This window comes from Serratia sp. (in: enterobacteria), assembly GCF_051654945.1.
In the GTDB taxonomy this organism is placed as follows: Bacteria; Pseudomonadota; Gammaproteobacteria; order Enterobacterales; family Enterobacteriaceae; genus Chania.
Genome location: NZ_JBOFZA010000028.1, coordinates 144,943 through 171,000, shown reverse-complemented (window position 1 = coordinate 171,000; position 26,058 = coordinate 144,943). Strand labels below are relative to the sequence as shown.

30 protein-coding genes are annotated in these 26,058 nt (G+C 55.9%); 13 read left to right on the top strand and 17 right to left on the bottom strand.

Annotation, left to right across the window (positions count from 1 at the left end; all coding sequences use genetic code 11):
• Nucleotides 1-8: 8 nt before the first annotated feature.
• From kdsD to npr, 10 genes are all read left to right on the top strand, one after another.
• Nucleotides 9-980 (top strand): arabinose-5-phosphate isomerase KdsD, encoded by a 972-nt coding sequence (kdsD, locus tag ACRDCA_RS03150; protein ID WP_438688265.1) that lies wholly within the window; start codon nucleotides 9-11, stop codon nucleotides 978-980.
• A gap of 18 nt (nucleotides 981-998) precedes the next feature.
• Nucleotides 999-1,553 carry a 3-deoxy-manno-octulosonate-8-phosphatase KdsC gene (gene kdsC / locus ACRDCA_RS03145; protein WP_438688264.1) on the top strand — a complete coding sequence of 185 codons (555 nt, stop codon included), beginning with the start codon at nucleotides 999-1,001 and terminating at the stop codon, nucleotides 1,551-1,553.
• A complete protein-coding gene (lptC, locus tag ACRDCA_RS03140) occupies nucleotides 1,550-2,128 on the top strand; it encodes an LPS export ABC transporter periplasmic protein LptC (protein ID WP_438688263.1) in 579 nt (192 codons plus the stop codon). The genes kdsC and lptC overlap by 4 nt, the downstream gene beginning before the upstream one ends.
• Nucleotides 2,097-2,636, top strand: a complete 540-nt coding sequence (gene lptA, locus ACRDCA_RS03135) for a lipopolysaccharide ABC transporter substrate-binding protein LptA (protein WP_438688262.1) — start codon at nucleotides 2,097-2,099, stop codon at nucleotides 2,634-2,636. The genes lptC and lptA overlap by 32 nt, the downstream gene beginning before the upstream one ends.
• Nucleotides 2,637-2,642: 6 nt before the next feature.
• The gene (gene lptB / locus ACRDCA_RS03130) at nucleotides 2,643-3,368 is read left to right on the top strand and encodes an LPS export ABC transporter ATP-binding protein (RefSeq protein WP_248945512.1); all 726 of its coding nucleotides are present in this window, start codon (nucleotides 2,643-2,645) and stop codon (nucleotides 3,366-3,368) included.
• A 50-nt stretch (nucleotides 3,369-3,418) separates the two neighbouring features.
• A complete protein-coding gene (gene rpoN / locus ACRDCA_RS03125) occupies nucleotides 3,419-4,855 on the top strand; it encodes an RNA polymerase factor sigma-54 (RefSeq protein ID WP_438688261.1) in 1,437 nt (478 codons plus the stop codon).
• Nucleotides 4,856-4,878: 23 nt separating this feature from the next.
• Complete coding sequence (hpf, locus tag ACRDCA_RS03120; RefSeq protein WP_025122681.1) at nucleotides 4,879-5,166, top strand: ribosome hibernation promoting factor; 288 nt, start codon at nucleotides 4,879-4,881, stop codon at nucleotides 5,164-5,166.
• Between the two features lie 194 nt (nucleotides 5,167-5,360).
• A complete protein-coding gene (gene ptsN, locus ACRDCA_RS03115; RefSeq protein WP_025122682.1) occupies nucleotides 5,361-5,822 on the top strand; it encodes a PTS IIA-like nitrogen regulatory protein PtsN in 462 nt (153 codons plus the stop codon).
• A 129-nt stretch (nucleotides 5,823-5,951) separates the two neighbouring features.
• Entirely contained in the window at nucleotides 5,952-6,809 is an 858-nt protein-coding gene (rapZ, locus tag ACRDCA_RS03110) for an RNase adapter RapZ (protein WP_021180704.1), read from the top strand.
• Entirely contained in the window at nucleotides 6,806-7,078 is a 273-nt protein-coding gene (npr, locus tag ACRDCA_RS03105) for a PTS phosphocarrier protein NPr (protein ID WP_142016712.1), read from the top strand. The genes rapZ and npr overlap by 4 nt, the downstream gene beginning before the upstream one ends.
• Nucleotides 7,079-7,111: 33 nt before the next feature.
• On the opposite strand, the gene ACRDCA_RS03100 is transcribed toward npr, so the two are convergent.
• The 4 genes from ACRDCA_RS03100 to ACRDCA_RS03085 all read right to left on the bottom strand — a co-directional run bounded on the left by ACRDCA_RS03100 (nucleotide 7,112) and on the right by ACRDCA_RS03085 (nucleotide 11,414).
• Nucleotides 7,112-8,605 carry an aldehyde dehydrogenase family protein gene (locus ACRDCA_RS03100; protein WP_438688260.1) on the bottom strand — a complete coding sequence of 498 codons (1,494 nt, stop codon included), beginning with the start codon at nucleotides 8,603-8,605 and terminating at the stop codon, nucleotides 7,112-7,114.
• A 20-nt stretch (nucleotides 8,606-8,625) separates the two neighbouring features.
• Nucleotides 8,626-8,991 carry a cupin domain-containing protein gene (locus tag ACRDCA_RS03095; RefSeq protein ID WP_025122686.1) on the bottom strand — a complete coding sequence of 122 codons (366 nt, stop codon included), beginning with the start codon at nucleotides 8,989-8,991 and terminating at the stop codon, nucleotides 8,626-8,628.
• A 256-nt stretch (nucleotides 8,992-9,247) separates the two neighbouring features.
• Nucleotides 9,248-10,549 carry an NAD(P)/FAD-dependent oxidoreductase gene (locus ACRDCA_RS03090; protein ID WP_438688259.1) on the bottom strand — a complete coding sequence of 434 codons (1,302 nt, stop codon included), beginning with the start codon at nucleotides 10,547-10,549 and terminating at the stop codon, nucleotides 9,248-9,250.
• A 97-nt stretch (nucleotides 10,550-10,646) separates the two neighbouring features.
• Complete coding sequence (locus tag ACRDCA_RS03085) at nucleotides 10,647-11,414, bottom strand: helix-turn-helix transcriptional regulator (RefSeq protein ID WP_438688258.1); 768 nt, start codon at nucleotides 11,412-11,414, stop codon at nucleotides 10,647-10,649.
• Between the two features lie 286 nt (nucleotides 11,415-11,700).
• Here ACRDCA_RS03085 and ACRDCA_RS03080 point away from each other — a divergent pair, with 286 nt between their 5' ends.
• Nucleotides 11,701-12,828, top strand: a complete 1,128-nt coding sequence (locus ACRDCA_RS03080) for an iron-containing alcohol dehydrogenase (protein WP_438688257.1) — start codon at nucleotides 11,701-11,703, stop codon at nucleotides 12,826-12,828.
• A 168-nt stretch (nucleotides 12,829-12,996) separates the two neighbouring features.
• Here ACRDCA_RS03080 and ACRDCA_RS03075 read toward each other — a convergent pair whose 3' ends face one another.
• The 10 genes from ACRDCA_RS03075 to ACRDCA_RS03030 all read right to left on the bottom strand — a co-directional run bounded on the left by ACRDCA_RS03075 (nucleotide 12,997) and on the right by ACRDCA_RS03030 (nucleotide 22,121).
• Nucleotides 12,997-14,913 carry a BglG family transcription antiterminator gene (locus tag ACRDCA_RS03075; RefSeq protein WP_438688256.1) on the bottom strand — a complete coding sequence of 639 codons (1,917 nt, stop codon included), beginning with the start codon at nucleotides 14,911-14,913 and terminating at the stop codon, nucleotides 12,997-12,999.
• 51 nt (nucleotides 14,914-14,964) lie between these two features.
• On the bottom strand, nucleotides 14,965-16,194 hold the full coding sequence (locus ACRDCA_RS03070; RefSeq protein WP_438688255.1) for a lactonase family protein: 1,230 nt from the start codon (nucleotides 16,192-16,194) through the stop codon (nucleotides 14,965-14,967).
• Between the two features lie 322 nt (nucleotides 16,195-16,516).
• On the bottom strand, nucleotides 16,517-17,257 hold the full coding sequence (dagF, locus tag ACRDCA_RS03065) for a 2-dehydro-3-deoxy-phosphogluconate aldolase (protein WP_438688254.1): 741 nt from the start codon (nucleotides 17,255-17,257) through the stop codon (nucleotides 16,517-16,519).
• Nucleotides 17,254-18,372 (bottom strand): DgaE family pyridoxal phosphate-dependent ammonia lyase, encoded by a 1,119-nt coding sequence (locus ACRDCA_RS03060; RefSeq protein ID WP_438688253.1) that lies wholly within the window; start codon nucleotides 18,370-18,372, stop codon nucleotides 17,254-17,256. Before ACRDCA_RS03060 ends, dagF begins: the two co-directional genes overlap by 4 nt.
• Nucleotides 18,356-19,495, bottom strand: coding sequence for an amidohydrolase/deacetylase family metallohydrolase (locus ACRDCA_RS03055; protein ID WP_438688252.1), 1,140 nt, complete (start codon nucleotides 19,493-19,495; stop codon nucleotides 18,356-18,358). Before ACRDCA_RS03055 ends, ACRDCA_RS03060 begins: the two co-directional genes overlap by 17 nt.
• Before the next feature lie 55 nt (nucleotides 19,496-19,550).
• Nucleotides 19,551-20,201, bottom strand: a complete 651-nt coding sequence (locus ACRDCA_RS03050; protein ID WP_025122695.1) for a DUF4310 family protein — start codon at nucleotides 20,199-20,201, stop codon at nucleotides 19,551-19,553.
• An 11-nt stretch (nucleotides 20,202-20,212) separates the two neighbouring features.
• Nucleotides 20,213-20,989: a DUF4311 domain-containing protein gene (locus tag ACRDCA_RS03045; RefSeq protein WP_438688251.1), complete on the bottom strand. Its 777-nt coding sequence runs from the start codon at nucleotides 20,987-20,989 to the stop codon at nucleotides 20,213-20,215.
• Nucleotides 20,990-21,074: 85 nt separating this feature from the next.
• Nucleotides 21,075-21,371 carry a DUF4312 family protein gene (locus tag ACRDCA_RS03040; protein ID WP_025122696.1) on the bottom strand — a complete coding sequence of 99 codons (297 nt, stop codon included), beginning with the start codon at nucleotides 21,369-21,371 and terminating at the stop codon, nucleotides 21,075-21,077.
• On the bottom strand, nucleotides 21,371-21,736 hold the full coding sequence (locus ACRDCA_RS03035) for a glycine-rich SFCGS family protein (protein WP_025122697.1): 366 nt from the start codon (nucleotides 21,734-21,736) through the stop codon (nucleotides 21,371-21,373). The genes ACRDCA_RS03040 and ACRDCA_RS03035 overlap by 1 nt, the downstream gene beginning before the upstream one ends.
• Before the next feature lie 37 nt (nucleotides 21,737-21,773).
• A complete protein-coding gene (locus ACRDCA_RS03030) occupies nucleotides 21,774-22,121 on the bottom strand; it encodes a glycine dehydrogenase (protein ID WP_438688250.1) in 348 nt (115 codons plus the stop codon).
• Between the two features lie 406 nt (nucleotides 22,122-22,527).
• Between ACRDCA_RS03030 and rnk the strand changes: the two genes are divergently transcribed.
• Nucleotides 22,528-22,938 carry a nucleoside diphosphate kinase regulator gene (gene rnk / locus ACRDCA_RS03025; RefSeq protein ID WP_025122699.1) on the top strand — a complete coding sequence of 137 codons (411 nt, stop codon included), beginning with the start codon at nucleotides 22,528-22,530 and terminating at the stop codon, nucleotides 22,936-22,938.
• A 67-nt stretch (nucleotides 22,939-23,005) separates the two neighbouring features.
• Here the strand turns inward: rnk and cybC are convergent, their stop codons facing one another.
• The gene (cybC, locus tag ACRDCA_RS03020) at nucleotides 23,006-23,392 is read right to left on the bottom strand and encodes a cytochrome b562 (protein WP_438688249.1); all 387 of its coding nucleotides are present in this window, start codon (nucleotides 23,390-23,392) and stop codon (nucleotides 23,006-23,008) included.
• 263 nt (nucleotides 23,393-23,655) lie between these two features.
• On the bottom strand, nucleotides 23,656-24,996 hold the full coding sequence (pmbA, locus tag ACRDCA_RS03015) for a metalloprotease PmbA (protein WP_438688248.1): 1,341 nt from the start codon (nucleotides 24,994-24,996) through the stop codon (nucleotides 23,656-23,658).
• Nucleotides 24,997-25,196: 200 nt separating this feature from the next.
• Between pmbA and yjgA the strand changes: the two genes are divergently transcribed.
• The gene (yjgA, locus tag ACRDCA_RS03010) at nucleotides 25,197-25,745 is read left to right on the top strand and encodes a ribosome biogenesis factor YjgA (protein ID WP_248945495.1); all 549 of its coding nucleotides are present in this window, start codon (nucleotides 25,197-25,199) and stop codon (nucleotides 25,743-25,745) included.
• Nucleotides 25,746-25,757: 12 nt separating this feature from the next.
• Here the strand turns inward: yjgA and ACRDCA_RS03005 are convergent, their stop codons facing one another.
• Entirely contained in the window at nucleotides 25,758-26,057 is a 300-nt protein-coding gene (locus ACRDCA_RS03005) for a barstar family protein (protein WP_438688247.1), read from the bottom strand.
• Nucleotide 26,058: the final 1 nt, after the last annotated feature.

The window sequence follows — 26,058 nt, the reverse complement described above, 5'->3', positions numbered from 1 at the left end:
GAATGTGTATGTCGTCTATTTTTGACTATCAGCAGGCAGGCAAAGAAGTGCTACAGATTGAGCGTGATGGCCTGGCCCAGCTCGATCAGTACATCAACGCCGATTTCGTCCGAGCTTGTGAAGCGATCAAAGAATGCTGCGGTAAAGTGGTGGTCATGGGCATGGGCAAATCCGGTCATATCGGCTGCAAAATTGCCGCCACGCTGGCCAGTACCGGCACCCCGGCGTTCTTCGTACACCCGGCAGAGGCCAGCCACGGCGATCTGGGCATGGTGTCTAAGCAAGATATCGTGCTGGCAATCTCCAACTCCGGCGAGTCGAACGAAATTCTGGCACTGATCCCGGTATTGAAGCGCCAGCAAATCCCGCTGATTTGCATGACCAACAACCCGGAAAGCTCGATGGGCAAGGCGGCAGAGGTGCATCTTTGCATCAAGGTGCCGCAGGAAGCCTGCCCGCTGGGGCTGGCCCCGACCACCAGCACCACCGCCACCCTGGTGATGGGCGATGCGTTAGCCGTCGCGCTGCTGAAGGCCCGGGGCTTTACCCCGGAAGATTTCGCCCTGTCTCACCCCGGTGGGGCATTGGGCCGTCGCCTGTTGCTGCGCGTTAGCGATATCATGCACAGCGGCGACGAAATTCCCCACGTCAGCGCCGATGCCTCGCTGCGCGACGCGCTGCTGGAGATCACCCGCAAGAACCTGGGCATGACGGTGATCTGCGACGATCTGATGAAAATCGCCGGTATTTTTACCGACGGTGACTTACGCCGGGTGTTCGATATGGGCATCGATCTCAATCATGCCAAAATCACCGACGTCATGACGCTGGGCGGTATCCGGGTGCGCCCGAACCTGCTGGCGGTCGATGCGCTCAATCTGATGCAGCAACGGCATATCACCGCCGTGCTGGTTGCCGATGGCGACCAATTGCTGGGTGTGGTACATATGCATGACATGCTGCGCGCTGGCGTCGTTTAATGAAAGGAAACCCACTGCATGAGTCTGGTTGAAACCTGTTACGGGCCGGTAGCTGAAGACGTAATCGCCCGAGCCGGGAAAATCCGCCTGCTGATTTGTGATGTCGACGGCGTGCTGTCAGACGGCCTGATCTACATGGGCAACAATGGCGAAGAGCTGAAAGCCTTCAACGTCCGTGATGGCTACGGCATCCGCTGCCTGAAAACCTCGGGTATCGAGGTGGCGATCATTACCGGACGTTCGGCCAAACTGTTGGAAGACCGGGCAAAAACCCTGGATATCACCCACCTGTATCAGGGTCAGTCCGATAAGCTTTTGGCCTTCCGTGAACTGTTGGATAAACTGTCACTGATGCCAGATGAAATCGCCTACATCGGTGACGATCTGATCGACTGGCCGGTCATGGCCGAAGTGGGTCTGGCCGTAGCGGTAGCCGATGCACATCCGATATTGTTACCTCGCGCCCACTATGTCACCCGTATCAACGGTGGCCGTGGTGCGGTACGCGAGCTGTGCGACCTGATCCTGCTGGCGCAAAACAAGCTGGAGGACGCCAAAGGGCTGTCAATATGAGTAAAACCAAACTTTGGATCACCATCTTGCTGACCGTGCTCGCGCTGGCGCTGATTGGCTGGAACATGGCCGATTTCAGCGATGATGGCAGTGCGGTGCCGGTCAACAACGAAGACCCGACCTATCAAAGCCAGCATACCGTGACCGTGGTGTACAATCCGGCCGGGCAGCTAAGCTACAAGCTGGTGGCAGAAGAGGTTAAATATTACACCGCCGATGAGTTAAGCTGGTTTACCCAGCCGGTGATGACGCTGTTTGATGAAAATGCCGTGGCCACCTGGACGATACGCGCCGATCGCGCCAAGCTGACCAAGAACCGCATGCTGTATCTGTACGGCCACGTAGAGGTGAACAGTTTGACAACCACCTCACAGCTGGAAAAAATCAAGACCGATAATGCCCAGATTAATCTGGTCACCCAGGACGTCTCTTCCGATGATGAAGTGACCCTGTTCGGGACGAATTTCACTTCTAACGGCATGAAAATGCGTGGCAATCTGCGGAACAAAACCGCTGAGCTGATTGATAAGGTCAAGACCAACTATGAAATTCAGAACCAAAAGCCAACTCCGTAATCTGTTGATCGTCAGCCTCGTTTTGACCGCCAGCTCTCCCGCATTGGCGTTGAAATCCGACTCTGACCAACCGGTAAGTATCGACTCGCTGAAACAGTCGCTGGATATGCAGAGCAACGTCAGCACCTTTACCGACAACGTGGTGATCAAGCAGGGCACCATCGAGATCAAGGCCGACAAGGTCGTGGTCACGCGCCCGGGTGGAGATCAGAACAAAACCTATATTGAAGCGTTCGGCAATCCGGTAACCTTCTACCAGATGCAGGACAGCGGCAAGCCGGTGAAAGGCCACGCGCAGAAAGTCCATTACGATGTAGCGACGCAGCTGATCACCCTTACCGGCAATGCCTATCTGGAACAGCTCGACAGCAACGTGAAGGGCGACCGTATTACCTATCTGGTGCCACAGCAGCAGATGCAGGCGTTCAGCGATAAAGGCAAACGCGTGACCACGGTTTTGGTGCCTTCACAGTTGCAAGACAAAAACGGTCAAAAGAAGAGTAACTAATTACTTATGGCAACACTCATCGCAGAAAACCTGGCGAAAGCCTATAAAGGCCGCAAAGTCGTTGAAGACGTGAGCCTGAAAGTGAAATCTGGCGAGATCGTCGGCCTGCTGGGGCCAAACGGTGCCGGCAAGACCACCACGTTCTACATGGTGGTCGGCATCGTACAGCGCGACGCCGGGCGCATCGTGATCGATGACGAGGACATCAGTATCCTGCCGCTGCACGCCCGTGCCCGCCGCGGTATCGGCTACCTGCCGCAGGAAGCGTCGATCTTCCGTCGGCTGAGCGTGTACGACAACCTGATGGCCGTGCTGGAGATCCGCAACGATCTCACCAGCGAGCAGCGTAACGATCGGGCCATCGAGCTGATGGAAGAGTTTCATATCAGCCACCTGCGCGACAACCTCGGCCAGTCGCTGTCCGGTGGTGAACGCCGCCGTGTGGAAATTGCCCGTGCGCTGGCCGCCAACCCGAAATTTATCCTGCTGGATGAGCCTTTCGCCGGGGTTGACCCGATTTCCGTTATCGATATCAAGAAAATCATCGAGCACCTGCGTGACAGCGGCCTGGGCGTGCTGATCACCGATCATAACGTGCGCGAGACACTGGACGTATGTGAGCGCGCCTATATCGTCAGCCAGGGCAAGCTGATTGCCCACGGCACGCCGGACGCTATCTTGGCCGATGAGCAGGTGAAACGCGTTTATCTGGGCGAAGAGTTCCGCCTTTAGGTTCCAGCGGCAGGCCCACTGGCCGCCGTTAACGGAAGTAGCAGAAGATTATGAAGCAAGGTTTGCAACTCAGGCTCAGCCAGCAACTGGCCATGACCCCACAACTCCAGCAGGCGATCCGCCTGTTGCAGCTGTCCACGCTTGAGCTCCAGCAGGAGATCCAACTGGCGCTAGAGAGCAACCCGCTGCTTGAACAGACCGAAGACCAGCACGAAGAGATCGACGCCAAGGAAAGCGTCGAGACCGAAGGGCTGGATACCCGCGAAGCGCTGGAACAGAAGGACATGCCCGAAGAGCTGCCTCTGGATGCCACCTGGGATGAAATCTACACCGCTGGCACACCTTCCGGCACCGGTACCGACTATGGCGATGACGAGCTGCCTGTCTATCAGGGCGAAACCACCCAGACGCTGCAAGACTACCTGATGTGGCAAGTGGATCTGACGCCGTTCTCTGACACCGACGCCGCCATCGCCACCTCGATCGTCGACGCCGTCGATGACACCGGCTATCTCACCGTACCGCTGGAAGATATTCTGGAGAGTATGGGCAACGAGAACGTGACGATGGATGAGGTCGAAGCGGTATTAAAGCGCGTACAGCGTTTTGATCCGGTTGGCGTCGCGGCGCGCGATCTGCGTGACTGCCTGTTGATCCAGCTCTCCCAGTACGCCAAAGACACGCCCTATCTGGCTGAAGCCCGCCTGATCGTCAGCGATCATCTGGATCTGCTGGCTAATCACGACTTTCGCAGCCTGATGCGAACAACTCGCTTAAAAGAAGATACACTGAAAGAAGCGATGCAGTTGATCCACTCGCTCGATCCGCGTCCTGGACAGTCGATCAATACCGGTGAATCCGAGTATGTGATCCCGGACGTGCTGGTGCGCAAGGTGCAGGACAAGTGGGTGGTGGAGCTTAACTCAGACAGCATCCCAAGGCTGAAAATCAACCAGCAATATGCGGCGCTCGGCAACACGGCGCGCAACGATGCCGACGGCCAGTATATCCGCAGCAATTTGCAGGAAGCGAAGTGGCTGATCAAGAGTCTGGAAAGCCGTAACGACACGCTGCTCAAGGTTACCCGCTGTATTGTCGAACAGCAGGAGGCCTTCTTTGAACAGGGTGCTGAATTTATGAAGCCCATGGTGCTGGCGGATATCGCCCAGGCCGTGGAAATGCATGAATCGACTATCTCGCGCGTGACGACGCAGAAGTTCCTGCACAGCCCGCGTGGCATTTTCGAATTGAAGTATTTCTTCTCCAGCCATGTGAATACCGACAGCGGTGGCGAAGCCTCCTCAACGGCGATCCGGGCCTTGGTGAAGAAATTGATCGCGGCGGAAAACCCCGCCAAACCGCTTAGCGACAGCAAGCTGGCCACGATGCTTTCCGATCAGGGGATCATGGTGGCGCGGCGCACCGTCGCCAAGTACCGAGAGTCTTTGTCCATCCCGCCGTCGAACCAGCGTAAACAGTTGGTTTGACCTCAATAGAGAAGGAAGACATTATGCAGCTCAACATTACCGGACACCACATCGAAATCACCGAACCATTGCGTGAGTTCGTCAACACCAAGTTTGCCAAGCTCGAACAGTATTTTGACCGCATTAACCAGGTGTATGTCGTACTTAGTGTGGAAAAAGTGCAGCAAATTGCGGAAGCAACGGTGCATGTGAATGGCGGCGAGTTGCACGCCACCTCGGAAAAAGAAGATATGTATGCCGCAATTGACTGCCTGATCGACAAACTGGCACGTCAGTTGAACAAACATAAAGACAAACTAAAGCAACACTGACACTCTGGGCCGTTATGCCACATGTAATGGCCCACATCGTAGTCGACTTGGCTACACGGCAACCCTCGGCGCGTCACCTGTATCGGTATGCGCCGATCAGCCATCAGGGTTAAACAGGCGAAAAACCGTATTTTGCAGGTTCTCAGCGCAAGCTGGCCGGGAAGCAACAGGACGCGGTTTTAAGTGAAGATGAGATGAACAACGAAATAATGCAATTAAGCTCGGTGTTAAACATCGAGTGCACCAGAAGCTCGGTACACTGCACCAGCAAGAAACGGGCTTTGGAAATTATCAGCGAGCTGGCGGCCAAACAGCTTAACCTGCCTTCGCAGGTGGTGTTTGACGCAGTGCTCACCCGGGAACGTATGGGCAGCACCGGTATCGGCAACGGTATCGCGATCCCACACGGTAAACTGGAGGAGGACACTTTGCGAGCCGTTGGCGTGTTTATCCGCCTTGAGCAACCTATCGCCTTTGATGCCATTGATAATCAACCGGTCGATCTGCTTTTCGCATTGCTGGTACCGGCCGATCAATGTAAAACTCATTTGCATACGCTGTCGCTGGTCGCCAAACGGCTGGCCGACAAAACCGTCTGCCGCCGCCTGCGCTCAGCGCTTAGCGACGAAGAGCTCTACCAGATCATCACCGAGTAAACATCGGCTGGCGTGACTTTCAGCCATGAAAACGCTACTGTTTTACTTATGATATATCCGGGTCATGGCCCGGATAATAGATCCTAACGGTGGCGATGAGCGCCATTGAGATGCCAGGGGAGTTACCACATGGTGCTGATGATTGTCAGCGGCCGTTCCGGTTCAGGGAAATCCGTCGCCTTGCGGGCGCTGGAAGACATGGGTTTTTACTGCGTTGATAACCTGCCGGTGGTGTTGTTGCCACAGCTGGCCCAGACGCTGGCCGAACGCAATAGCTCCGCAGCGGTAAGCATCGACGTCCGTAACATGCCGGAATCGCCGGAAGTGTTTGAATATGCAATGACCCAGTTGCCGGAGAGCTTTACGCCGCAGCTGTTGTTCCTTGATGCCGATCGCAACACCCTGATCCGTCGTTACAGCGACACCCGTCGCCTGCATCCTCTCTCTGCTAAAAATCTGTCGCTGGAAAGCGCCATCGATGAAGAAAGCGATCTGCTGGAGCCGCTGCGTTCCCGTGCCGATCTGATCATCGACACCTCGGAAATGTCGGTGCATGAGCTGGCAGAAATGCTGCGTACCCGCCTGCTGGGTAAACGCGAGCGCGAGTTGACGATGGTGTTTGAATCCTTCGGCTTCAAGCACGGCATTCCTATCGATGCCGATTACGTGTTCGACGTGCGTTTCCTGCCCAACCCGCATTGGGATCCCAAACTGCGTCCGATGACGGGTCTGGATAAGCCCGTGGCCTCGTTCCTCGATCGTCACACCGAAGTGCACAACTTCATCTACCAGACGCGTAGCTATCTGGAACAGTGGCTGCCGATGCTGGAAACCAACAACCGCAGCTATCTGACCGTTGCCATTGGCTGTACCGGCGGTAAGCACCGTTCGGTGTACGTAGCTGAGCAGTTGGCGGATTATTTCCGTTCACGCGGCAAGAACGTGCAATCACGTCACCGCACACTGGAAAAGCGTAAACAACAATGACGGTCAAGCAGACGGTTGAAATCAAGAACAAGCTGGGCATGCACGCACGCCCGGCGATGAAGCTGTTTGAGCTGGTACAGAGTTTTGACGCCGAAGTGCTGCTGCGTAATGACAGCGGCACCGAAGCGGAAGCCAGCAGCGTGATCGCGCTGCTGATGCTGGATTCCGCCCAGGGCCGCCAGATCGAAATTGAAGCCACCGGGCCGCAGGAAGTGCAGGCGCTGGCAGCGGTGATTGAACTGTTTAATTCCGGCTTCGACGAAGATTAATGGGAGCGGATCCCCGCCCCTAAAAAATGGCAATCAGTATCTGACCATCACCGATTTCAGTTCGGTATAGTGCTCGATAAACGCGCTGCCGAACTCTCTGCCCATTCCCGACGATTTCACCCCACCGAACGGCAACGCCGGATCGAGGAAGGTGTGCATATTGATCCACAGCGTTCCCACTTCAATGCGTGGGATCATGCGCATCGCTTTGCTGAGATCGTTGGTCCACAGGCTGGCGGCCAGGCCGTAAGGCGAATCGTTGATCATGGCGATCATCTGCTCTTCATCCTCATAGGCCAGGAAAGTGCCCACCGGACCAAAGGTCTCCTCACGCATTAAAGCATCATGCGGCCCGTTGGCGCGGATCGCCGTCGGTACCACAAAGAAGCCCGGCCCGGCCAACGCCTCACCGCCACAAACAATCTGACTACCCTCGGCCCGCGCTTTGTCGAACAGGGCCATGACCTTGCGGTAATGTGCCTCGTTGGCCAATGGCCCCACTTCCGTGCTCTCATCCAGCGGTGAGCCTATCTTCATGGCTGCCAGGCGCTGCGTCAGCTTTACCAGTACCTCATCGATATGACTGGCGGGCAGGTAGAAACGTTCCGCTGCGGCGCAGATCTGGCCCTGATTCAGGTAGCCCGCCTCGATAATGCCGTCGACCATCTTGTCGACCGAGACATCCGCCAGAAACGCGGCAGCATTCTTGCCACCCAGTTCCAACGTGGTGCGCACAATCCCTTGTTCCATTGCGGCTTTCCCCACTGCGATCCCGGTAGGAACCGAGCCGGTGAAGGTCACTTTGGCACAACGCGGATGGGCGATCAGTGCCGGGCCAAGGCGTGCACCTGAACCGTTAATCACGTTAAGTGCGCCAGCCGGGATGCCCGCTTCTGTTGCCAGTTCGGCCACCCGCAACATGGTTAGCGGCGTGTATTCACTCGGCTTGAGCACCACCGTACAGCCACAGGTCAGCGCCGCAGCCAGCTTCCAGATGGCGATCATGATCGAGAAGTTCCACGGAATGATGCCGACCACCACGCCCAACGGCTCGCGCCGAGTGAAGGCGGTGTATTGCTCGCCCTGGAAGGAAGGCAATGAAACGTTCAGCGTCTCCCCACTGATTTTGCTCGACCAACCGGCAAAATAACGCAGGAACTGCGAGGCCATATCAATTTCCAGCCCGCGAGACAGTTGAATGGTTTTGCCGGAACACAGGCTTTCGAGCTGCGCCAGTTCCTCGCGATGGGTTTGCAGCAAGTCGGCCAGCCGCGTCAGGCAGTTGCCGCGCTCCAACGGCGAAACCTGTGCCCAACTACCGTGGAAAGCGCCAAAGGCCGCCTGCATCGCCGCATCGACCTCTGCCTGCCCACCTTCATTCACCTGCGAGATGGTCTGCCCGGTTGCCGGGTTAACCACTGCAAAGCGTTCTTCACCAGCCCCAGCTACGGCCAGGCCGCTAATGTAATGGCCCTGCTGGCGCTCCAGAAAGGCCGTCACCTGTGGCAACAGTGTAATATCCGTCATCGCATCACCCTCCTTGCGGGTTAGCCTTCGACAATCGCCAGATAGTGCTTCACGAAGCGATCGGAGGTAATTTCCCAGCGCACCGGAGTGCCCTTCTCAACAAACCAGGAGTCCCCGGCCTGATACTGGGCCGATTCGCCGGTGTTCTCATTGGTGAGCGTCGCCGTGCCTTCCCATACCGTGGCGTGCTCCGCAAACGGGTATTCCATCACAAAGGTGCCACGGGTACAGCTGAAGACGCCGCAGTTCAGGTTGTCCGTCGGAGCGCCGAAAATCATCGCTACGCCAACGTTGGGTTCACCGGCGACCACCGTGGCCCCCAGGTTGCTGACGCTGCCAATGTCTTGCAGTTCTGGTAATGCTTGCTTGAGTAGTAATGGTTTCATGGTTTTTTCCTTTTAGCGTAGTGATAAGGGTTTTCCCCTCACCCTAACCCTCTCCCAAAGGGAGAGGGTACCGAATGTGCAACAAATTAGCTCCGGCATCTGACCACAGCACCGCGCTGGCTCCCTCTCCTTGTGGGAGAGGGGATCGAATGTGCAACAAATTAGCTCCGGCATCTGACCACGGCACCGCGCTGGCTCCCTCTCCCTTTGGGAGAGGGCTGGGGTGAGGGGCCAGATAACCGACATTTCTAGTAAACTAGCGGCGACCCTTCCAGTAGCCGGAAGTCTGGTGCCAGACCTTGCCCACCGTGGTCATCACGCGGCGCAGTTTGTCTTTGCCGAAAATATCGACGTGTGGGATCGAACTCATCAGATCGTAGCGATCGGATCCCTCACTCATCCCCTCGGCCAGCACCTTGCAAACGATATGGCTCGGCGTAACGCCAAAGCCGGAATAACCCTGCACGTAAAACACGTTATCGTGCTGTGGCAAAGTGCCGATCTGCGGGAACAGGTTGGCGCTGCAACACAGCGGCCCGCCCCAGGCCAGGTCGATCTTCACGTCCTTCAGATACGGGAAGATTTTCAGCATCAGATTGCGGTTCCAGGCTTTCAGATCCGACGGGATATATTCGATCAGCCGGGTAGCACTGCCGAACAACAGGCGGTTTTCATTGGTGACGCGGTAATAGTCGATCACCGGCCGGATATCGCTGTAAGCCCCACGGATCGGGCTGATCTGGCGGATCAGTTCGTCTGACAGCGGCTCGGTCGCCAGTTGGAAGGCATAGGTATTGATGGTCTTTTTGTAGATAAAGGGATCCATGCCGTTGAGGAAACCGTTGCACGCCCACAGCATCTTATTAGCGCGTACCGATCCCATGGCGGTGCGCACGGTAATGCGCTGGCCGTATTCCACATTCAGCACGTTACTGTTTTCGAAGATTTTCACCCCGTAACCGCTCAGCGCCTGCGCCTCCCCCAACAGCAGGTTGAGCGAGTGAACGTGGCCACCGCCCATATGCTTCAGTGCGCAGGTATAAGCATCGGATCCCACCACCTGCTTCACTTCAGAGCCGGTATAGAGTTCGATCTCCTCATTCGGCGAGACCGCCTTGAATTCTTTGAGCCAGCTGCGCAGGGTCTTTTCCTGCCTGGCGTTGCTGCCCAGATAGCCATAGCCGAAGCAGAAATCGGCATCGATGGCGTACTTTTTAATGCGCTCGCGGATAATCCCGGCCCCAAGGTTACTGATCTTGAAGATGGTTTCTAACCCGGCCGGACCAACGTGGCGTTTGATCTTCTCCAGATCGTGGCCGATCCCGGCCATCACCTGCCCGCCGTTGCGGCCCGTTCCGCCGTAGCCCAGATGGCGGCCTTCCAGAATAGCGATATTGGTGATGCCTTTTTCCGCCAGTTCCAGCGCCGTGTTAATGCCGGAGAAGCCACCGCCGATGATCACCACATCAACATCCAGATCCTCTTCCAGCGTGGGGAAGCGCAGATCGTATTTCTTGGTCGCCGCGTAGTAGGTTAACGATTCGATTTCATTATTCATTGCCGCACTCCTTACCCATTGCCTTAGCCTGGATTATCAGTAGAGCGTGGGCGAGCGGCTATGTCCCTTTAGGGATATTCGCAACACTTTTTTAACATTATGCGGTACGACGCAGGGGGGAAGTTAAAAACAGGCTGAACAGCTCGGCCTGAGAGCCAATATTCAACTTGCCGTAAATGTTCTTACGATGATTTTTGACCGTGCCCAGGCTGATAAACAGCCGTTCGGCGATCTGCTGCGATCCGTTGCCGCTCAGGATCAGATCGACGATCTCACGTTCACGCGGGCTTAACGCATAGCGCGCCTGGGCGGCGCTATCGGCCAACGGGGCCGAAGCGGTTGGCACATTAGCCGCGACCACCACTTCCCCATGCAGCCGCGCCACGCTTTTTACCAGCGTCAATGCGCCGCGCAGGTCAGCCAACTGGGGATAACGCACGCCCACTGTTTGCCGGGCCGAACCAAAAAAGATGCCCAGCCCCCGCTCCGGCGTCAGTTGCAGAAGTACGCCAGCCTCGTCGTGCCAGCCGGTTTTACGGTAAAAGTTACGGTAGTAATCCGTCTGATAAAAACCGCAGGGGGCCAGTTGCCGCAGCGTAAATACATCGCCATGGCCGCCACCGTTCAGCGCCTGATAGAAGGGATCGTCGAGGTACGCGCCTTGCTGGTAGATCTGGTTGACCGCATCACTGTTTTCTTTCTCGGTTTTCATCAGGCAGCGTGGTGCCTGACCATATTCGAAGGCGTAGACGATGGCATTATCGAAGGCAAAGAAGCCCTCCAGATAGCCCAGCAGGCTGGCATAGAATTGGCGGGTCGCCACTGCGTCAATCACCGCCGATAATCTTTCGACCTGAATATTCATTTCGCCCCCGCAATCATTAACAAATTAACAATTAATTTTTCCCAGCGTTCCAGCGACCCACTTTGGGCTGACAGGCTATAAAAAGCACTCAATCGGCCAGAATGCAAGGGCGCAACTGTTTACATGTTAATCAAATCACAACTTCGGCCCTGACAACGATTACCCGTACAATCTGAGCTGGTTAATATCTTAACAATTTCGGGTTAAGCGACGGAAAAGCGTTGGTTCGCCCAGCCAGGCTGAATTATGCTGGGGCTTCGATGACCAGATACGCCAAGGAGAGAGCATGACCACTAGTCTGATGATCGCCAACCGGCAAGCCTGGTTTGGCAAGGGCAGCATCCAGCAGTTGATCCCACTGCTCCAGGCCGAGCCACAGGCCACGCTGCTGTTCACCTGCCGATCGTTCCTTAACGGTCCCCTCTATGCTGAGCTAGCCCCGGCGCTGACGCCGTTGCTGATGGGCAGAGAAATAGTCGCCCATGAAGCCTCCCCACAGGAAATCGACCAATGGGTGGCACACTGGCGGGGTCAGGTGCAAAGAGTGGTGGCGATTGGCGGGGGTAGCGTGTTGGATGCCGCCAAGGCGTTTGCTGCCCTGATCGAACACCCGCTGCCGACCCTGCGCTATATGGAAAAAGTGGGTGACAGCAAAGTCAGTGGCGCAACGCTGCCGCTGATTGCCATCCCCACCACCGCAGGCACCGGCAGCGAAGTAACTCAAAATGCGGTAATCACCGATACCCAGGTCACCAAGGTGAAAGCCTCTTTGCGGCATAATAACTTTGTGCCGCAGGTGGCAATCCTCGACCCCGAGCTGCTGAAGGGAGCACCAGATAGCGTACTGGCCTATTGCGCCATCGATGCCTTTACTCACCTGTTTGAAGCCTATCTTTCCAAGACCGCCAGCAGCCTGTCGCGGGAAATGTCGTTGGCCGGCATTCACCACTTCCTCACTGCCTGGCCGTCACTGAAGCACAGCGATGAGGCCCGCGAAGCGATTATGCAGGCTTCCTACCTGGGCGGACTGACGTTGAGCATGGCGGGCCTGGGCGTGATCCACGGCATTGCAGGTGAGGTTGGTGCATTACGTGATTACCACCACGGCCAGGTCTGTGGCCGCCTGCTGCTGCCGTTCCTGGAGCTGCTGGATGAAAGCGAGCAGCCGCAGCAGCGTACGCTGATGACCGAGCTGGCCCTGCGGCTATTCCCTCAAGAGCAGGACACGCCAGCACGCTTTTTGATCGACTTTATCACCCGCCACGCCATCGCCCCGTTCTGGCAGGACGAACTCTCCCTAAACCAGGCAGAGCTGGCCACGGTGCTGGAGAAATCCAACAGCAAGAACGCCTGGCTCAACTACACCAGCGAGCAACGCAGATTAATGATCGATGGGGCGTTCATGATTGAATGATAATATCATCAGGATTATAGCTTCGAGGGGGAACAACAATGAGCTTGGTTGACTGGATTTTAGGCGGCATCGCCCTGGGGCTGATCGTCGGCGCATTGATGAAGATATTCGGTAAGAAGAAAGACCAATAATTCGGTGATCCCCCTCTGGGTGCAGAGGGGGAAACCGTTAAATGCGGCTCAGGCAGTCCAGTGCCACCGCTTTAAAGCTGTCGAAATTGTCACTGCCCAGCAGGCGGGTCATCGAACGTTCGCGCACAAAGGTGACGAACAGATCGTAGATCGCCATCGCTTCCTCGTAATCCGTTTTGCTGATCGCCAGCAGGAAAATGACGTGCGCCATCTCGCCTTCGCCCCACGGAATACCCTGCGGGGCCAGCAGCGTCACCACCACGGTTTTTTTCGCCAGCAGCCCAAGTGAATGCGGCAGAGCGATCCCCTCCCCCAGCAAGGTAGAAACGATAGCTTCACGCTCAACGACCGAAGGGTAGAAATCACTGCCTACATAGCCTTCCTGCTCCAGTTGGACACAGACTTTGTGAAACAGCTGCTCCTGCGTCAGCGGTTCATTGACGATCATAAAGTGGCTGGCATCGAAGAATTTTTCCAGCATGTATGGCTTGGTGCGGTCCACCAGCACCAGCTTGCCCAATTGCTCCAACTGATACTCCGTAGGGAACGGCGACATCACCACGATCGGTTTGTTCTTCTCGCTGATGCGTGCGTTGGAAATAACAAAATCTTCTTCGATACTGGGGAGAATTTCGTAATCACGCAGCGAAACGATGCGCGTCACCACCAGTTGCGGATACTTGCGCGCAATCTGTGCCTGGATCATCCGCACCGTGGAATTACCGGTATCGCACACCAGCATCACCTGCGGATGGCGCTCATAGCCAATGTTGTAGTGCCGCTCCAGACCCACGCCGATGTGCAGCACCAGGTAGCCGATTTCGTTCTCACTCAGGGTATAAGGCGTGTGTTTACCCCAGCTTGAGACCGCCGCCAGCGTCACATCATAGGCCATCGGATAATGCTGTTTGATGTTGGCCAACAGCGGGTTCGGAATATTGATCTGGTACTTCACCCGGGTGATCATGGTCTTGATATGGGTGAGCAGATCGGCCCGCAGCTGCTTGTCGTTCTGCAAATTGTAGTTATAGTGCGAGTTGATATAGGACAGGATGTAATCCACCAGCGCCTCTTCGTCATCGGCGTTGATTTTGGTCGGCTGTACCTCCTGCACCCTTCTGGCAGCGATGTTGACCCGCAAATAGGCTTCTTCCGCTGCCGCAATCTCTTTACCTGTCGCCTTGCTCAGTTCACCGGCCAACCAGGTTGAGGCTTTGCGCACTGCGTCATCGCCGTCTTCCACGTCAAAATCCTGTAACGGATAGCCGTCGGTGATACGCCGCAGCGCCACGGCGCAGTAGAAGATCAGGTATTGCTCCCCTTCATCGGTCAGACGAATGGCGTACTGCGATAGCAGTGGATGCAGCAGCCCGGCAAAGGTCAACACCTGCGGCTGATGGAGAATATCATTGTTCAACAAGGGGTTTTCCGCATCCGCCAGATGCAGTTGAAACAGCAGATCGGTCAGGCAGGAGCGGATCGCCATTTCCGCACCAAACAGTTTCATCCCGTAGCGTGGCTTGGTCTCAATGGTTAACTGGTAATGCGCCAGGCGCTCCCTCACCTCAGCCATGTCGTTTTGCAGCGTACCCCGGCTGACAAACCATTCATCGGCCAGATCTTCCAGCTTCATTGAGAAGGCTGAGGTCAAAAAGCGAATCAACAGATAATGCACCCGCTCCTGCGCGCTGCGCGGCGTAGCGTGCTGTTTACGCTCCCGATGCTGCAGCGCACTAAAGCGGGCCTCATCATCAACCTGCAGACGATATCCGGCCCCACGGCTATGGACAAACTGCGCACCATAGCTTTCCAGAATATCGTTCAGCGCGGTGATATCGGCGCGAACCGTGCGGGTAGACACGGCAAAACGCTTCGCCAGTTCGTCCTGCGGCAACGTTTCGGACTGCAAAGCGTCGAACAGATAGGCCAAACGTGGGTAGGGAAATCTCACCATTCTCTTTCCATTATTAACGTGCTCGCCCGAAGGTACCGGGCGGGCAACGGGTTACTTCACTGCGGGCAAAAACACCATCTGTGAAGGGCTGCCCACCGGGGTATAGCCTTCCACAAAACTGAGCTTGCCGCTGAGCTTGTCTACGCTAAAGCGCGTTACGTTATCGCTGCGCTGGTTCATGGCATACAGATAGCGGCCACTCGGATCCAGGGTGATGGTGCGTGGGTAATCGCCTCGCGTCCAGGTTTCCGCGACCGGTTTCAGTTCGCCCTCGCCGCTAACGCTGAACTGCGCGATGCTGTTGTGCAGGCGGTTGGTCACGTACAGGTTGTTACCCTCCGCTGACAGGGCCATGCCAGCGGCAAAGCTGGTGCCCTTATAGTCGGCAGGCAGGGTTGAAACGGCATGCAACTGTGTCAGTGTCCCATGTTGGCTATCAAAGCGGTAACTGGTAAGTGTAGACGCTTCTTCATTGATTAGTAGGACAATTTTTCCATTGGGATGGAAGATGAAGTGGCGCGGACCAGCACCGGCTGAAGAGGCGGCGATCCACGGCGGGTCGTTCGGTGTCAACTTGCCGCTCGCGGCATCGAACCGCCACTGATAGATGCGATCCAACCCCAGATCGGTGGAGAAGACAAACTTGCCGCTCGGATCGCTGGCGATCATATGCGCATGCGGGCCATTGTGATCGCTGATGGCAAAGCTGCCTTCTACAGCTGCAGCGGGTTTGGCCGCCCCCGCAGGGCCCGTATCTTGCTGCACGGAACTGGCTGGCCCCAGCTTGCCTTCGCTGTCGACCGGGAATGCCGCAACGCTGCCGCTGACATAGTTGGCCACCAGCAGATGGCGACCATCCGGCGTCAGAGACAGGTACACCGGCCCAGCGCCTTGCGAATCCACCCGATTAAGTTCCGTCAGACTGCCGTCATGCGGGTTGACGCGATAGGCGACAATACCGCCGTGCTGGGTGCCATTAAAATCGGCTACCTCGCTGGCGACATAGAGCGTCTGCCCTTTGGCATCGCTGACCAGTTGGGCTGGATTCGGCAGGCTGCTGACCAGCGTTTTACCGCTCAACGCCCCCGTTTTCGCATCCACCTGCAGGCGGTAAACGCCTTCACCGTTCGGGTTATAGGTACCAATATAGGCAAAATGAGACGACGTGGGTTTCATTGCTTCCTCAGCATATAACGCCGGGCTGGCGATAGCCAACAACGCCAGGGACAGCGCGCTCCACAGCGGAACGATGGGTAAATTCGATGTCTGCCAGTTTCGCATAGTTATCCTGTTAACCGATAGATAGGAGTTACATGATCCCCCTCACCCTAGCCCTCTCCCACAGGGAGAGGGGACCGAACGTGCCACAACTCGACTCTGGCACCTAGCCACAACTCCATACCAAACAGACTGTCTACTGCACCTGACAACGTCTCCGTACCAGCCGCCTTTCCCTGTGGGAGAGGGGACCGAGCGTGCCACAACTCGACTCTGGCACCTAGCCACAGCTCCATACCAGACAGATTGTCTACTGCACCTGGCAACGTCTCCGTACCAGCTCCCTCTCCCTGTGGGAGAGGGTTGGGGTGAGGGGATGCCAGACTTAACCCACCAGCCGCTTGGTGATCTCCAACAGCTTTTTGACGTCTTGCGGACGCGTGTTGCCGCTGGCGGAATCAATGATGGAGCTGTAGATATGCGGGATCACCTGCTTCACACCCGCTTTCAAGGCAATCTCCAGGATCGGCTCGAAGTTCTCCAGATCGATGCCGCCGGTCGGCTCCAGCATAAAGTCATGCTCGGCACAGGCTTGCGCCACATACTCGTATTCTTCCTGATGCTTCAGGCCGCCCATCGGGAAATATTTAATCGAGCTGCCGCCCATGTCTTTCAGCAAGGCAATGGCGGTTTCTACCGGCACGATACCGTCTGCTGCCTGCGCACTCAGCGGCCCGGTGGAAATCTTCACCCAACCCACGCGACCTGTGGGTGATACCAGACCGTTCACCACAGTTTCGTTTTGTCTCAGCAGTGCACGGCTGGCCCCAACGCCGGTGAACACCTGGTTCACGTGCTGCGGTTGGACGCGCTCAGAGATCAGGCTGACCATATTCGACTGTCGTGGATCGCCCGCTCCCAGACCAACGGAAAGCGCGTTCTCGATCAGACGCGCGTAACGCGCCATATCCGTGATAGCACTCTCCACATCAGGGTAATTTTTGGAAAGAACCCCCACCAGCACGTGCCCCTGTGCCGCGTCATAGATTTCCTGCGCGTTGGCTTTTGAGCCAGCCAGCACGTTGAGGCAGACACGATCCTGGTAGTAATTAGGCTTCAGCTTCATGCTTGGGTCTCCGTAAACAGATTTTTAATACAGGTAAACACGGTCATCAGTTGCTGTTCATTCACGCTGCGCACATCCACTTCAATCTTGCCTTCGTTGGCCTTGTAGCCGCGGAAGTAAATGGCGATATCACCGGTTTTCAGCCGCTGCACGATATCGACGGTCGACATCCCCAGCACCGCTTCATCAAAGGTGATTTCAACCCGGGCAATATCGCGCCCTGCGCTGTCCCAGACGGTTTTGGCGCTGATGCCATTGAGGGTATTCAGTTGGCTGATAAACGGCGTCATGCGCTCTACCATTTGCGCCCCGGTGGTTTTCTCTGAGGTCAGGTAGCTTTCAATCGCCTGCGTCAGGCCGAGGATGCCCTCTTTGCCCACCTTCATCGCCCGTCCAATCCCGGAGGACTGAAGTTTCACCCATTCCACGTACTGCTTCTTGCCGATCACCAGCCCGCTGGTTGGCCCTTCGATGGCCTTGGCACCGCTGTAGATCACCACGTCGGCCCCCATTTGGTAGTAACACAGCAGATCTTCTTCGGCGGCCGCATCGACGATCAGCGGCAAGTTATGCTTACGCGCTACCACCACCGCCTGCTCAACGGAGAGAATGCTTTTCTGCACGCAGTGGTGAGATTTGATGTACAGGATGGCGGCCGTCTGCGGGGTGATGCAGGCTTCGAGCTGCTCAGGGGAACATTCGTTGGCATAACCTGCTTCCACCACTTTGCCGCCACCGAGGGCGACCATGGTATCCACCGGAGCGCCAAAGTTGACGTTGTGGCCACGCGGCAACACGATCTCGCGGGGCTCATTCACCGCAGCGGAATGCAGATTGACCAGCAGGTTGGCGTTGTCCTTGACGATCACCGCCGCCACCGACTGGGCAATACCCGCGGAGGCACAAGAAACCACCACCGCGTCTTCCACATTCAGCAGATCGGCGATATAGGCTCCCGTCTTGTTGACCAGATCCTTGATTTCAAAGTAATGGTTGAGACCATAATTCACCACATCCACCACCTCCTGGCGCGGTGTAGAAACGCCAAGGGCGGTCATACGGCCGGAAGTGTTGATCACCTGCTTTAAGTTATATTTTTCATAGAGCGAAGACATGAGCGGCTTTTCCTTGATCGGTTAATAGGATTTCCCCGGCTACTACGGCAGCCAGCGGCACCAACAGCTGTTCGCCATTGACGGACTCCCCTTCGGAGTCGGCAAACACCTGCGGCCCTTGGCGGAGATCAAAAATGGTCAGGTCGGCATCGAAGCCGGGTTTCAACTGCCCCTTGGTGGTCAGGCGCAGCGCCGCAGCGGCATTTTCCGTTACGCAGCCAATGACCTGCGCCAGAGACAACCCGACGGTAAAGAATTTGGACATCACCGTCGCCAGGCTATGCACCGGGCCAGCCAGGCGGTTGCGGCAGTAGATATCGGAACTGATGGTGTGCGGGAAGATCCCCAGCGCAATGGCCTGCCGGGCAACTTCAAAGCTGAAGCTGGCCGAGCCGTGGCCCACGTCGAGCAGCACGCCGCGTTTTAACGCACGTTGGATGGACTCGCGCAGCGTACCGGCTGGGGTCAGAATACGATTCGGTTTGCCGTTGTAGCAGTGGGTAATGATGTCACCCTGGGTCAGCAGATCGGCGATCTCGTCCAGATCCGGCGGGTTGTTACCGATGTGCACCATCAGCGGCAACTGCTGGTTTTCCTGTTGGATCTCTTTAGCCAATACCAGCGGCCTGGTGCCGTTCTGGCCGACCACGCTGCTGCTCATGCGCGCCTTGATGCCGATAATGAATCCCGGTTTGCCGTCGATGGCCTGCTTGACCCGCTGCTTGTTGATATCCGCCATATCGGCCAGCTCATTCTGCCTTAACAGACCGATGCGCGAGATATTGAGGAAGGCAAAGACATTGGTTTTGGCACTGCGCGTCAGGGCATAGAATTCATCGATATCGTCGGTACCGGTGCTGCCAGCATCCACCACCGAAGTGACGCCGCTGCTGACACCCACCAGATCCGGGTCGTCGTGATAAATCGGTGAAGAGGGATAACAGTGTACGTGGGAGTCGATCCAGCCAGCGCTCAGGCGGTAGTTCCCCGCCAGATCCAGTTGCTTGTGGGCGCTGGCATCTGCCGCCAACTGCCCGACGACGGCAATCTTGCCCGCCTCGATAGCCACATCGGCCAGAGTGTCATCCACCAGTCTGGCGCGCCGGATGATTAGGTCATACATGCTTCGCTACTCCTTGCCAAACCCCGGATGATTAACCCAGGGCCTGGCATCTTGATTAAGAAATGGCTACCGGGAAGAATGCCCCCAAGATCATCGCCCCCAGGATCGCACCACCGGTAATTGGCTTGCCCCAGACATAGAACAGCAGCGCACCCAGCAGGGAACCCAGACCGATCGGAATCGAAGCGGCCATGGCGGACAGGATGATCAACGGCCCGAGGAAACGCCCTGAGGAGTTACCCGCCCCCATCATCACATCCGCCCCGTAGGTCGAGTTGCTCTGGTTGATGGTGAATTTACGCGCCAGAATAATCAGATAACCAATCGCCAGACCAATGACCAGGCCAGTGGCTAACGAGGCGGCAAAGTTGGCAACCGGGAAAACAATCCCCGCGCCCAGCAGCAACGCCGGAACACCCAGGCCAACCCCGGTCTGGATCGCCCCGCCAATATCCAGGATCCCAACCAGAGAACCTTCGATAATACGGGCGAACAGGAAGCTGGCACCGAACGCCGCCACTGCACCGTAAACTCCGGTGTCCATCCCGGCACGCAGCATGGAAACGAAAGCGACTTCGTTAAATGCGCCAATGCCATACAGGTAATACATGTGTGTCCCGGCGAACACGCCGGATGAGAGCAGGCCAACAAAAATCGGGAACGACCAGTCGGCATACCAGAAGCCTTTATCTGCTTGTGCTTCCATCATTCAGCTCCTTATTTTCCGCTCAGGGTGTTATGAATGGTATCCAGCCAGCCAGGCACGCCCAGGCTGAAGGATTCGAGAACTTTCATATCAAAGCCGCGGAAGAAGCCGCTCAACACGAACAGCAGCACAATCGCCACCATCATGATCTTGGTGACTTTGTTCCAGCCGCTCTCTTCAACGCCCTTGCCAATCAGGATCCCCAGAACCAGACCCGGCACGGCGTTACCCATGATCAGTTGCGCCAGACCACCGAAGATGGTGCCCCAGAAGCCAGAACGTTTACCCGCTTCGATCGCTGCCAGCCAGAAGATCACCGGCATCACGGTGTTCACCAACAGGTTGGCTGCTGGAACCAGCACTTTGATCGCCGTAACCTGCAAGGCCGCAGGCACTGCCGAAGCGGTGGTGTTAAGGAAGGCAACGACCAAAATGCCGATGATGCCGCACGCGATGGCCATCTTTTTGGGATCGTGCATCGTTTCCGCGACGTTGCGGTTTTTGATCATCAAGGCTGCCGCACCCCAGTTAGGGATGATGCGATGGTCAACGTCCTGCGTGAAGGCCCCCGCCGCCACAGAAGACGCCCAGGCGTTGAAGAAGAAGCCCAGACCAAATGAGAAATGTGAAGCCGGATCGCCTTCGCAGGAGTTCAGCTCGCCCAAGGTACGGAACGCACCCATGCCCTGTGTCGTCGGTGCGTGGAACATACGTGCGGCGCCAGCCCCTACACCGACGCCAACCAGCCCGCCGATAATAATCGACTTAAATAAGATGATTAAAAACATCAGAATATCCTTCTTATGTCATGCCCAGTGGATCCCAAGACGCAGCCATAGCGCTGTGGCTTGAAACACGACGGATATAACGTTTTTATTTCTGGGTGAAGACCACCTTTTCGGTATTGATGATCGTCACGTTCACGGTTATTTCCAAGGAAACGGCAAAGCTTTTTCTTTCGCGTGGCAGGAAGAAGAAAAGAAATTTTTCTTTGGTGGTTCTCTCTTCCGCCTTTAATATTTTGACGTCCTGCGGTTCGATACGCAGCAGAACATTATTGGTGGATTTTAAAATCACGCCCTGCACATTCGCTAATGCACCGGCAAAGGCTTTAGCTTTAGTATCGCCTTTGCCTTCCACGTTAACCGAGGTGGTATAAGTCTCTTTCATTAAGGATTGCCGTATTTTTTGACATACGCTTCCACTAGCCGCTGGCCTAATTCTTCTTTATCCATAAAGCCAAAGCCTAATACCGTGCAGCCTTCGTTAATTGCCGTTACGCCTTCTTCGATAGAACGCATACCATATCTGGATTTATAACCATATTTGGTTTGCGCAGTAATAGCACCGGCACCGCCGCTGCCACAGAAGGAAATGCCCAGTTGTGCATTCTCTGCCTTCATCACGTCGCCCAGCTTCATATCCGCGGCCATGCCAGGGATGACAATCGCCTTGGCACCTGCATTCTCAATGCCTTGCCCTACTTTCTGGCCTTTACCCAGCCGATCGCCGATCACTACGGTTATTTGTCCCATGGGGTTCTTCTCCTGAATAATTGTAATGGGTTTAACGCTATTGGTTGTTATCTTTAGCTACTTCAAAATGGACCGAAAGCAGATAGGCCTCTTCAATCGGTAACGTGGCAAACTTATTTACCACTCGCTCTGCCAGTTGCATCGAGCCGGCAGAAATTTCATCAAACAGTGATTTATCCACTTCCGGCAAGGGTTCACCCGTAATTGAGCGCAACACCATTGCGCGGATATGGGACTCCAACATTTGCTGTTGTACCGCATTGGTGTAGATATTCTCTTCACCCAACATGGTAGTAATATCCGCCAGCAGTTGTGTGGTTATCGCTGCGGCCTCATCGATATCAGCCTGTGCCATGTTACTTACCGAAACTGTTCCGTCATTCACTTTGCAGTCACCTCTGGATCGGACATTAATCTGTCGCCGTATAATCCGCTTTCTTTGATGCCTTTACCCTAACCCCAGGGGCATTGCTTGTGTAGCGCGTTTTTTTCCAGTTCGAACTGGAAATTGAGTGACGCCGGGGGATCCATTTCGCAAAACCCGGCTTTTTACGCTAAGGCAATGAGATTACAAAAAGAGTTTGCAACGCAAAGTTGCCAGTTGGCGTCGCGACGCCAAAAACTTCGTGATCGAGATCTCTTTCTTTTCCCGCCCTAACAGCCTACTATCAATAGGACAAACCGACATTCTTTCACACCCCCGCTCCCAACGGTGCGGGGGTGTTGCTTTTGTGTTGTTTTCCGAATTTATGGCGCAGAAAGGGCGCCCTTTGATTGGACTGGAGAGTGGAATGACCAAACCAACCATTACCATTAATGAGCTGGATGCGGAACGCCTGGATGCGCTACTGGCACAGCCAGCCTTTGCCAATACTGACGTCGCCGCCGCGCTGAACGCCGAGCTGGATCGCGCTGACATTGTGCCGCCATCGCAGATCCCTGCACACGTCGTCACCATGAACAGCCGCGTACGCTTTCGCGATCTGCATACTTCAGAAGAACATGTGCGCACGCTGGTTTACCCTGCCTCGCTCAAAGACAGTGCTGAACAGCTGTCGGTGATGGCACCTCTGGGTGCGGCACTGCTGGGCATGCACGTGGGTAACCAGATTAGCTGGAAGTTACCCAATGGCGAAGAAGCGCGGATTGAAGTGCTGGAATTGCTGTATCAACCTGAAGCAGCGGGCGAGTATCACCGTTAAGCCAGGTTTCCGGGCGGCCATTCAGCCGCCCTTTTTGTTCACGCTATGTTAAGTACCACAACCACGTTTAGCGGAATTTTTTGTGGTTGGCATCGCGGGTTTGCTTGAAGTCCTGCGCGACCTTACGCGCTTCCTCCAATTTCCCCTGATTCGCTAACGCCAGCGACCGATCGATCTGTCCAATCAGCGTCGCCAGCCCTTGACGAAATTCCGTCATCTCCGGGCCGTTTGGCGCTTTGCTTTCCAACTTCGGCGGCGTGCCTTTCTGGGCATCCGTGGCTGCAGCGCGCATATTTTGCAGGCTCTGCTTGAAAGTATCGGTGGAGTCGGTTTTCAGTACGATTTTGTAATTGGCGGCCAGGGTATCCATGTCATCGGCCAGATCGGCCGCCATCGCCCATGAACTGGCTCCCAGCAGCGTCAGTGCTGCCAACACTTTCAATGTCTTCTTCATGCTCACCTTCCCATTATTGTTTTAATTAACTCGTTATTAACATAGGCATAGAACGGCAAAACCGATACTTAATATTTGTAAGGAAGGTTGAAGTGAGCCCCTCACCCTGACCCTCTCCCAAAGGGTGAGGGGACCGATCGAGTTTATTGAAAGTGTAGTGGTTCACTTTGGATGAGGAGGAGCTCAAGTTTGCTGAGATGACCACAATAGCACGGACTGACAGCTCCCTCTCCTTGTGGGAGAGGGTTGGGATAAGGGGGATATTACTGCCCGGCGATCTTCATTTCCGGCAGCAGCACGGAACCGCACTGGATATTGCTGCGCAGTTCGATATCGCTGCCGATGCTGACGATATTACGCAGCATATCTTTCAGGTTACCGGCAATGGTGATCTCGCTCACCGGATACTGGATCTCACCGTTTTCCACCCAGAAACCTGAAGCCCCGCGTGAGTAATCACCGGTAATGCCGCTGACACCCTGCCCCATCAGCTCGGTAACCACCAAACCGGTGCCCAACTGCTTGAGCATACCGGCAAAGTCATCGCCCTGGCCGGCAATGCGCCAGTTGTGGATGCCACCAGCGTGACCGGTACTGTGCAGCCCCAACTTACGCGCGGCATAGCTGGTCAGCAGCCAGGTTTCCAGCACGCCGTCTTTGACGATGTCGCGGCGCTGGGTACGTACGCCTTCGCTGTCGAACGGCGTAGACGCCAGCCCTTTCAGCAAGTGCGGATGTTCTTCAATGGTCATCCACTCCGGCAGGATCTGCTTACCCAACGAATCCAGCAGGTAGGTGGACTTGCGATAAACGCTGCTACCGCTGATAGCGCCAACCAGGTGGCCAAACAGACCGGTTGCCACTTCCGAAGCGAACAGCACCGGAGCCTTCATGGTCGACAGCTTACGTGGGGAGAGACGCGCCAGCGTGCGGCGGGCACATTCCTGGCCGACCCACTCAGGGCTGGCCATATCGCCCATCGCACGGCCAATGGTGTAGGCGTAATCCCGCTCCATATCGCCATCATGCTCGGCGATCACACAGCTGGAGAGCGAATGGCGGCTGGAGCAATAGCTTTGCAGCATGCCATGGCTGTTGCCGAACACCTTGATACCGTAATGGCTGTTGAAACTGCCGCCTTCGGTATTGGTAATACGCTTGTCCGCCGCCAGCGAAGCCTGCTCGGCACGGGCAGCCAATTCGATACCGCGTTCGGCATCCAGCTCGGTAGGATGGAACAGGTCGAGATCCGGCGCATCAAACGCCAGCAGATCTTTTTCTGCCGGGCCAGCGTGGGGATCGGGCGAAGTATAGCGAGCGATATCCAGCGCCGCCTGCACGGTGCGGGCAATGGCATCCGGATTCAGATCGGTGGAAGAGGCACTGCCTTTGCGGTTTTGATAATAGACGGTAATGCCCAACGCGCCGTCGCTGTTGAACTCGACGTTCTCCACTTCGCCGAAGCGGGTGCTGACGCTGATACCGGTGGTTTTGCTCACGGCAACTTCTGCCGCATCGGAACCGGCGCGTGCCAGCTCCAGCGCCTGTGAAACGGCTTGTTCCAGCGCTTTGCGCTGCTCTGCAACTTGGGTGACTACTTTCATCAATCTGCCATACTTAATCAGAGAATCGTTGAAAAAAGTGCCGTGTCGGCATGGTTTTGCGCGTGATAACGCGCCAAAATAATTTCGGCTGCACCCGCTGGCCACAGCCCGATCTACTTTTGAGTCTAACAGGAACCGCGTGGAATTTCGCATAAAGCCGGCAACCTGTTAGGATTAGCCTCTTTTTAACGGAGCCTACCATGAACAAACAGCCTGAAGACTGGCTCGACGATGTCCCGGAGAACGAAAACGAGGACGATGACGAGATTATCTGGGTCAGTAAAAGTGAAATCAAACGTGATGCCGAAGCGCTGAAAGACCTGGGAACCGAACTGGTTGAACTGGGTAAAAACGCCTTGGAACGCATCCCGCTGGATGAAGATCTGCGTGCCGCCATCGAACTGGCGCAGAAGATCAAGAAAGAAGGCCGCCGCCGCCAGATCCAGTTGATCGGCAAAATGCTGCGCGCTCGTGATGTCGAACCGATCCAGACCGCACTCGACAAGCTAAAGAACCGCCATAACCAACAGGTTTCGCTGTTCCACAAGCTGGAAGCGCTGCGCGATCGTCTGGTTGCAGAAGGTGATGACGCGATCCCGTCCGTGCTGGATCTGTATCCAGAGGCCGATCGCCAACAGTTGCGTGCCCTGATCCGTAACGCGCAGAAAGAGCAGGCCGCTAACAAGCCGCCAAAATCATTCCGCCAAATCTTCCAGTACCTGCGCGAACTGGCCGAGGCGCAACAGTAAACGCCTGCGGCATCAGCGCGGGTGAACCGCTGCCATGCCGCTCGTTTCACGGATATTGAACCGCAGGTTGCCTTCCAGCTCTTCCTCCGCCTCTTCAAACAGCAGAATTATGGCACCAAAGCGGCGTTTTCTGCGGACGTTGAGATTGAGAAATTCAATCTCGACCGGTAGGCTGATGTCGCCGGTCACAACGTCCCACAGCGCGTCCAGGTTGGCACCAAACTCTTCACCCAGTGCGAACCGTTCGGCAAAGTGGCGATAGAACGCGGGAATGTCTGGTATCTGGTTAAAATCGAACTCTACTTTTCCCATC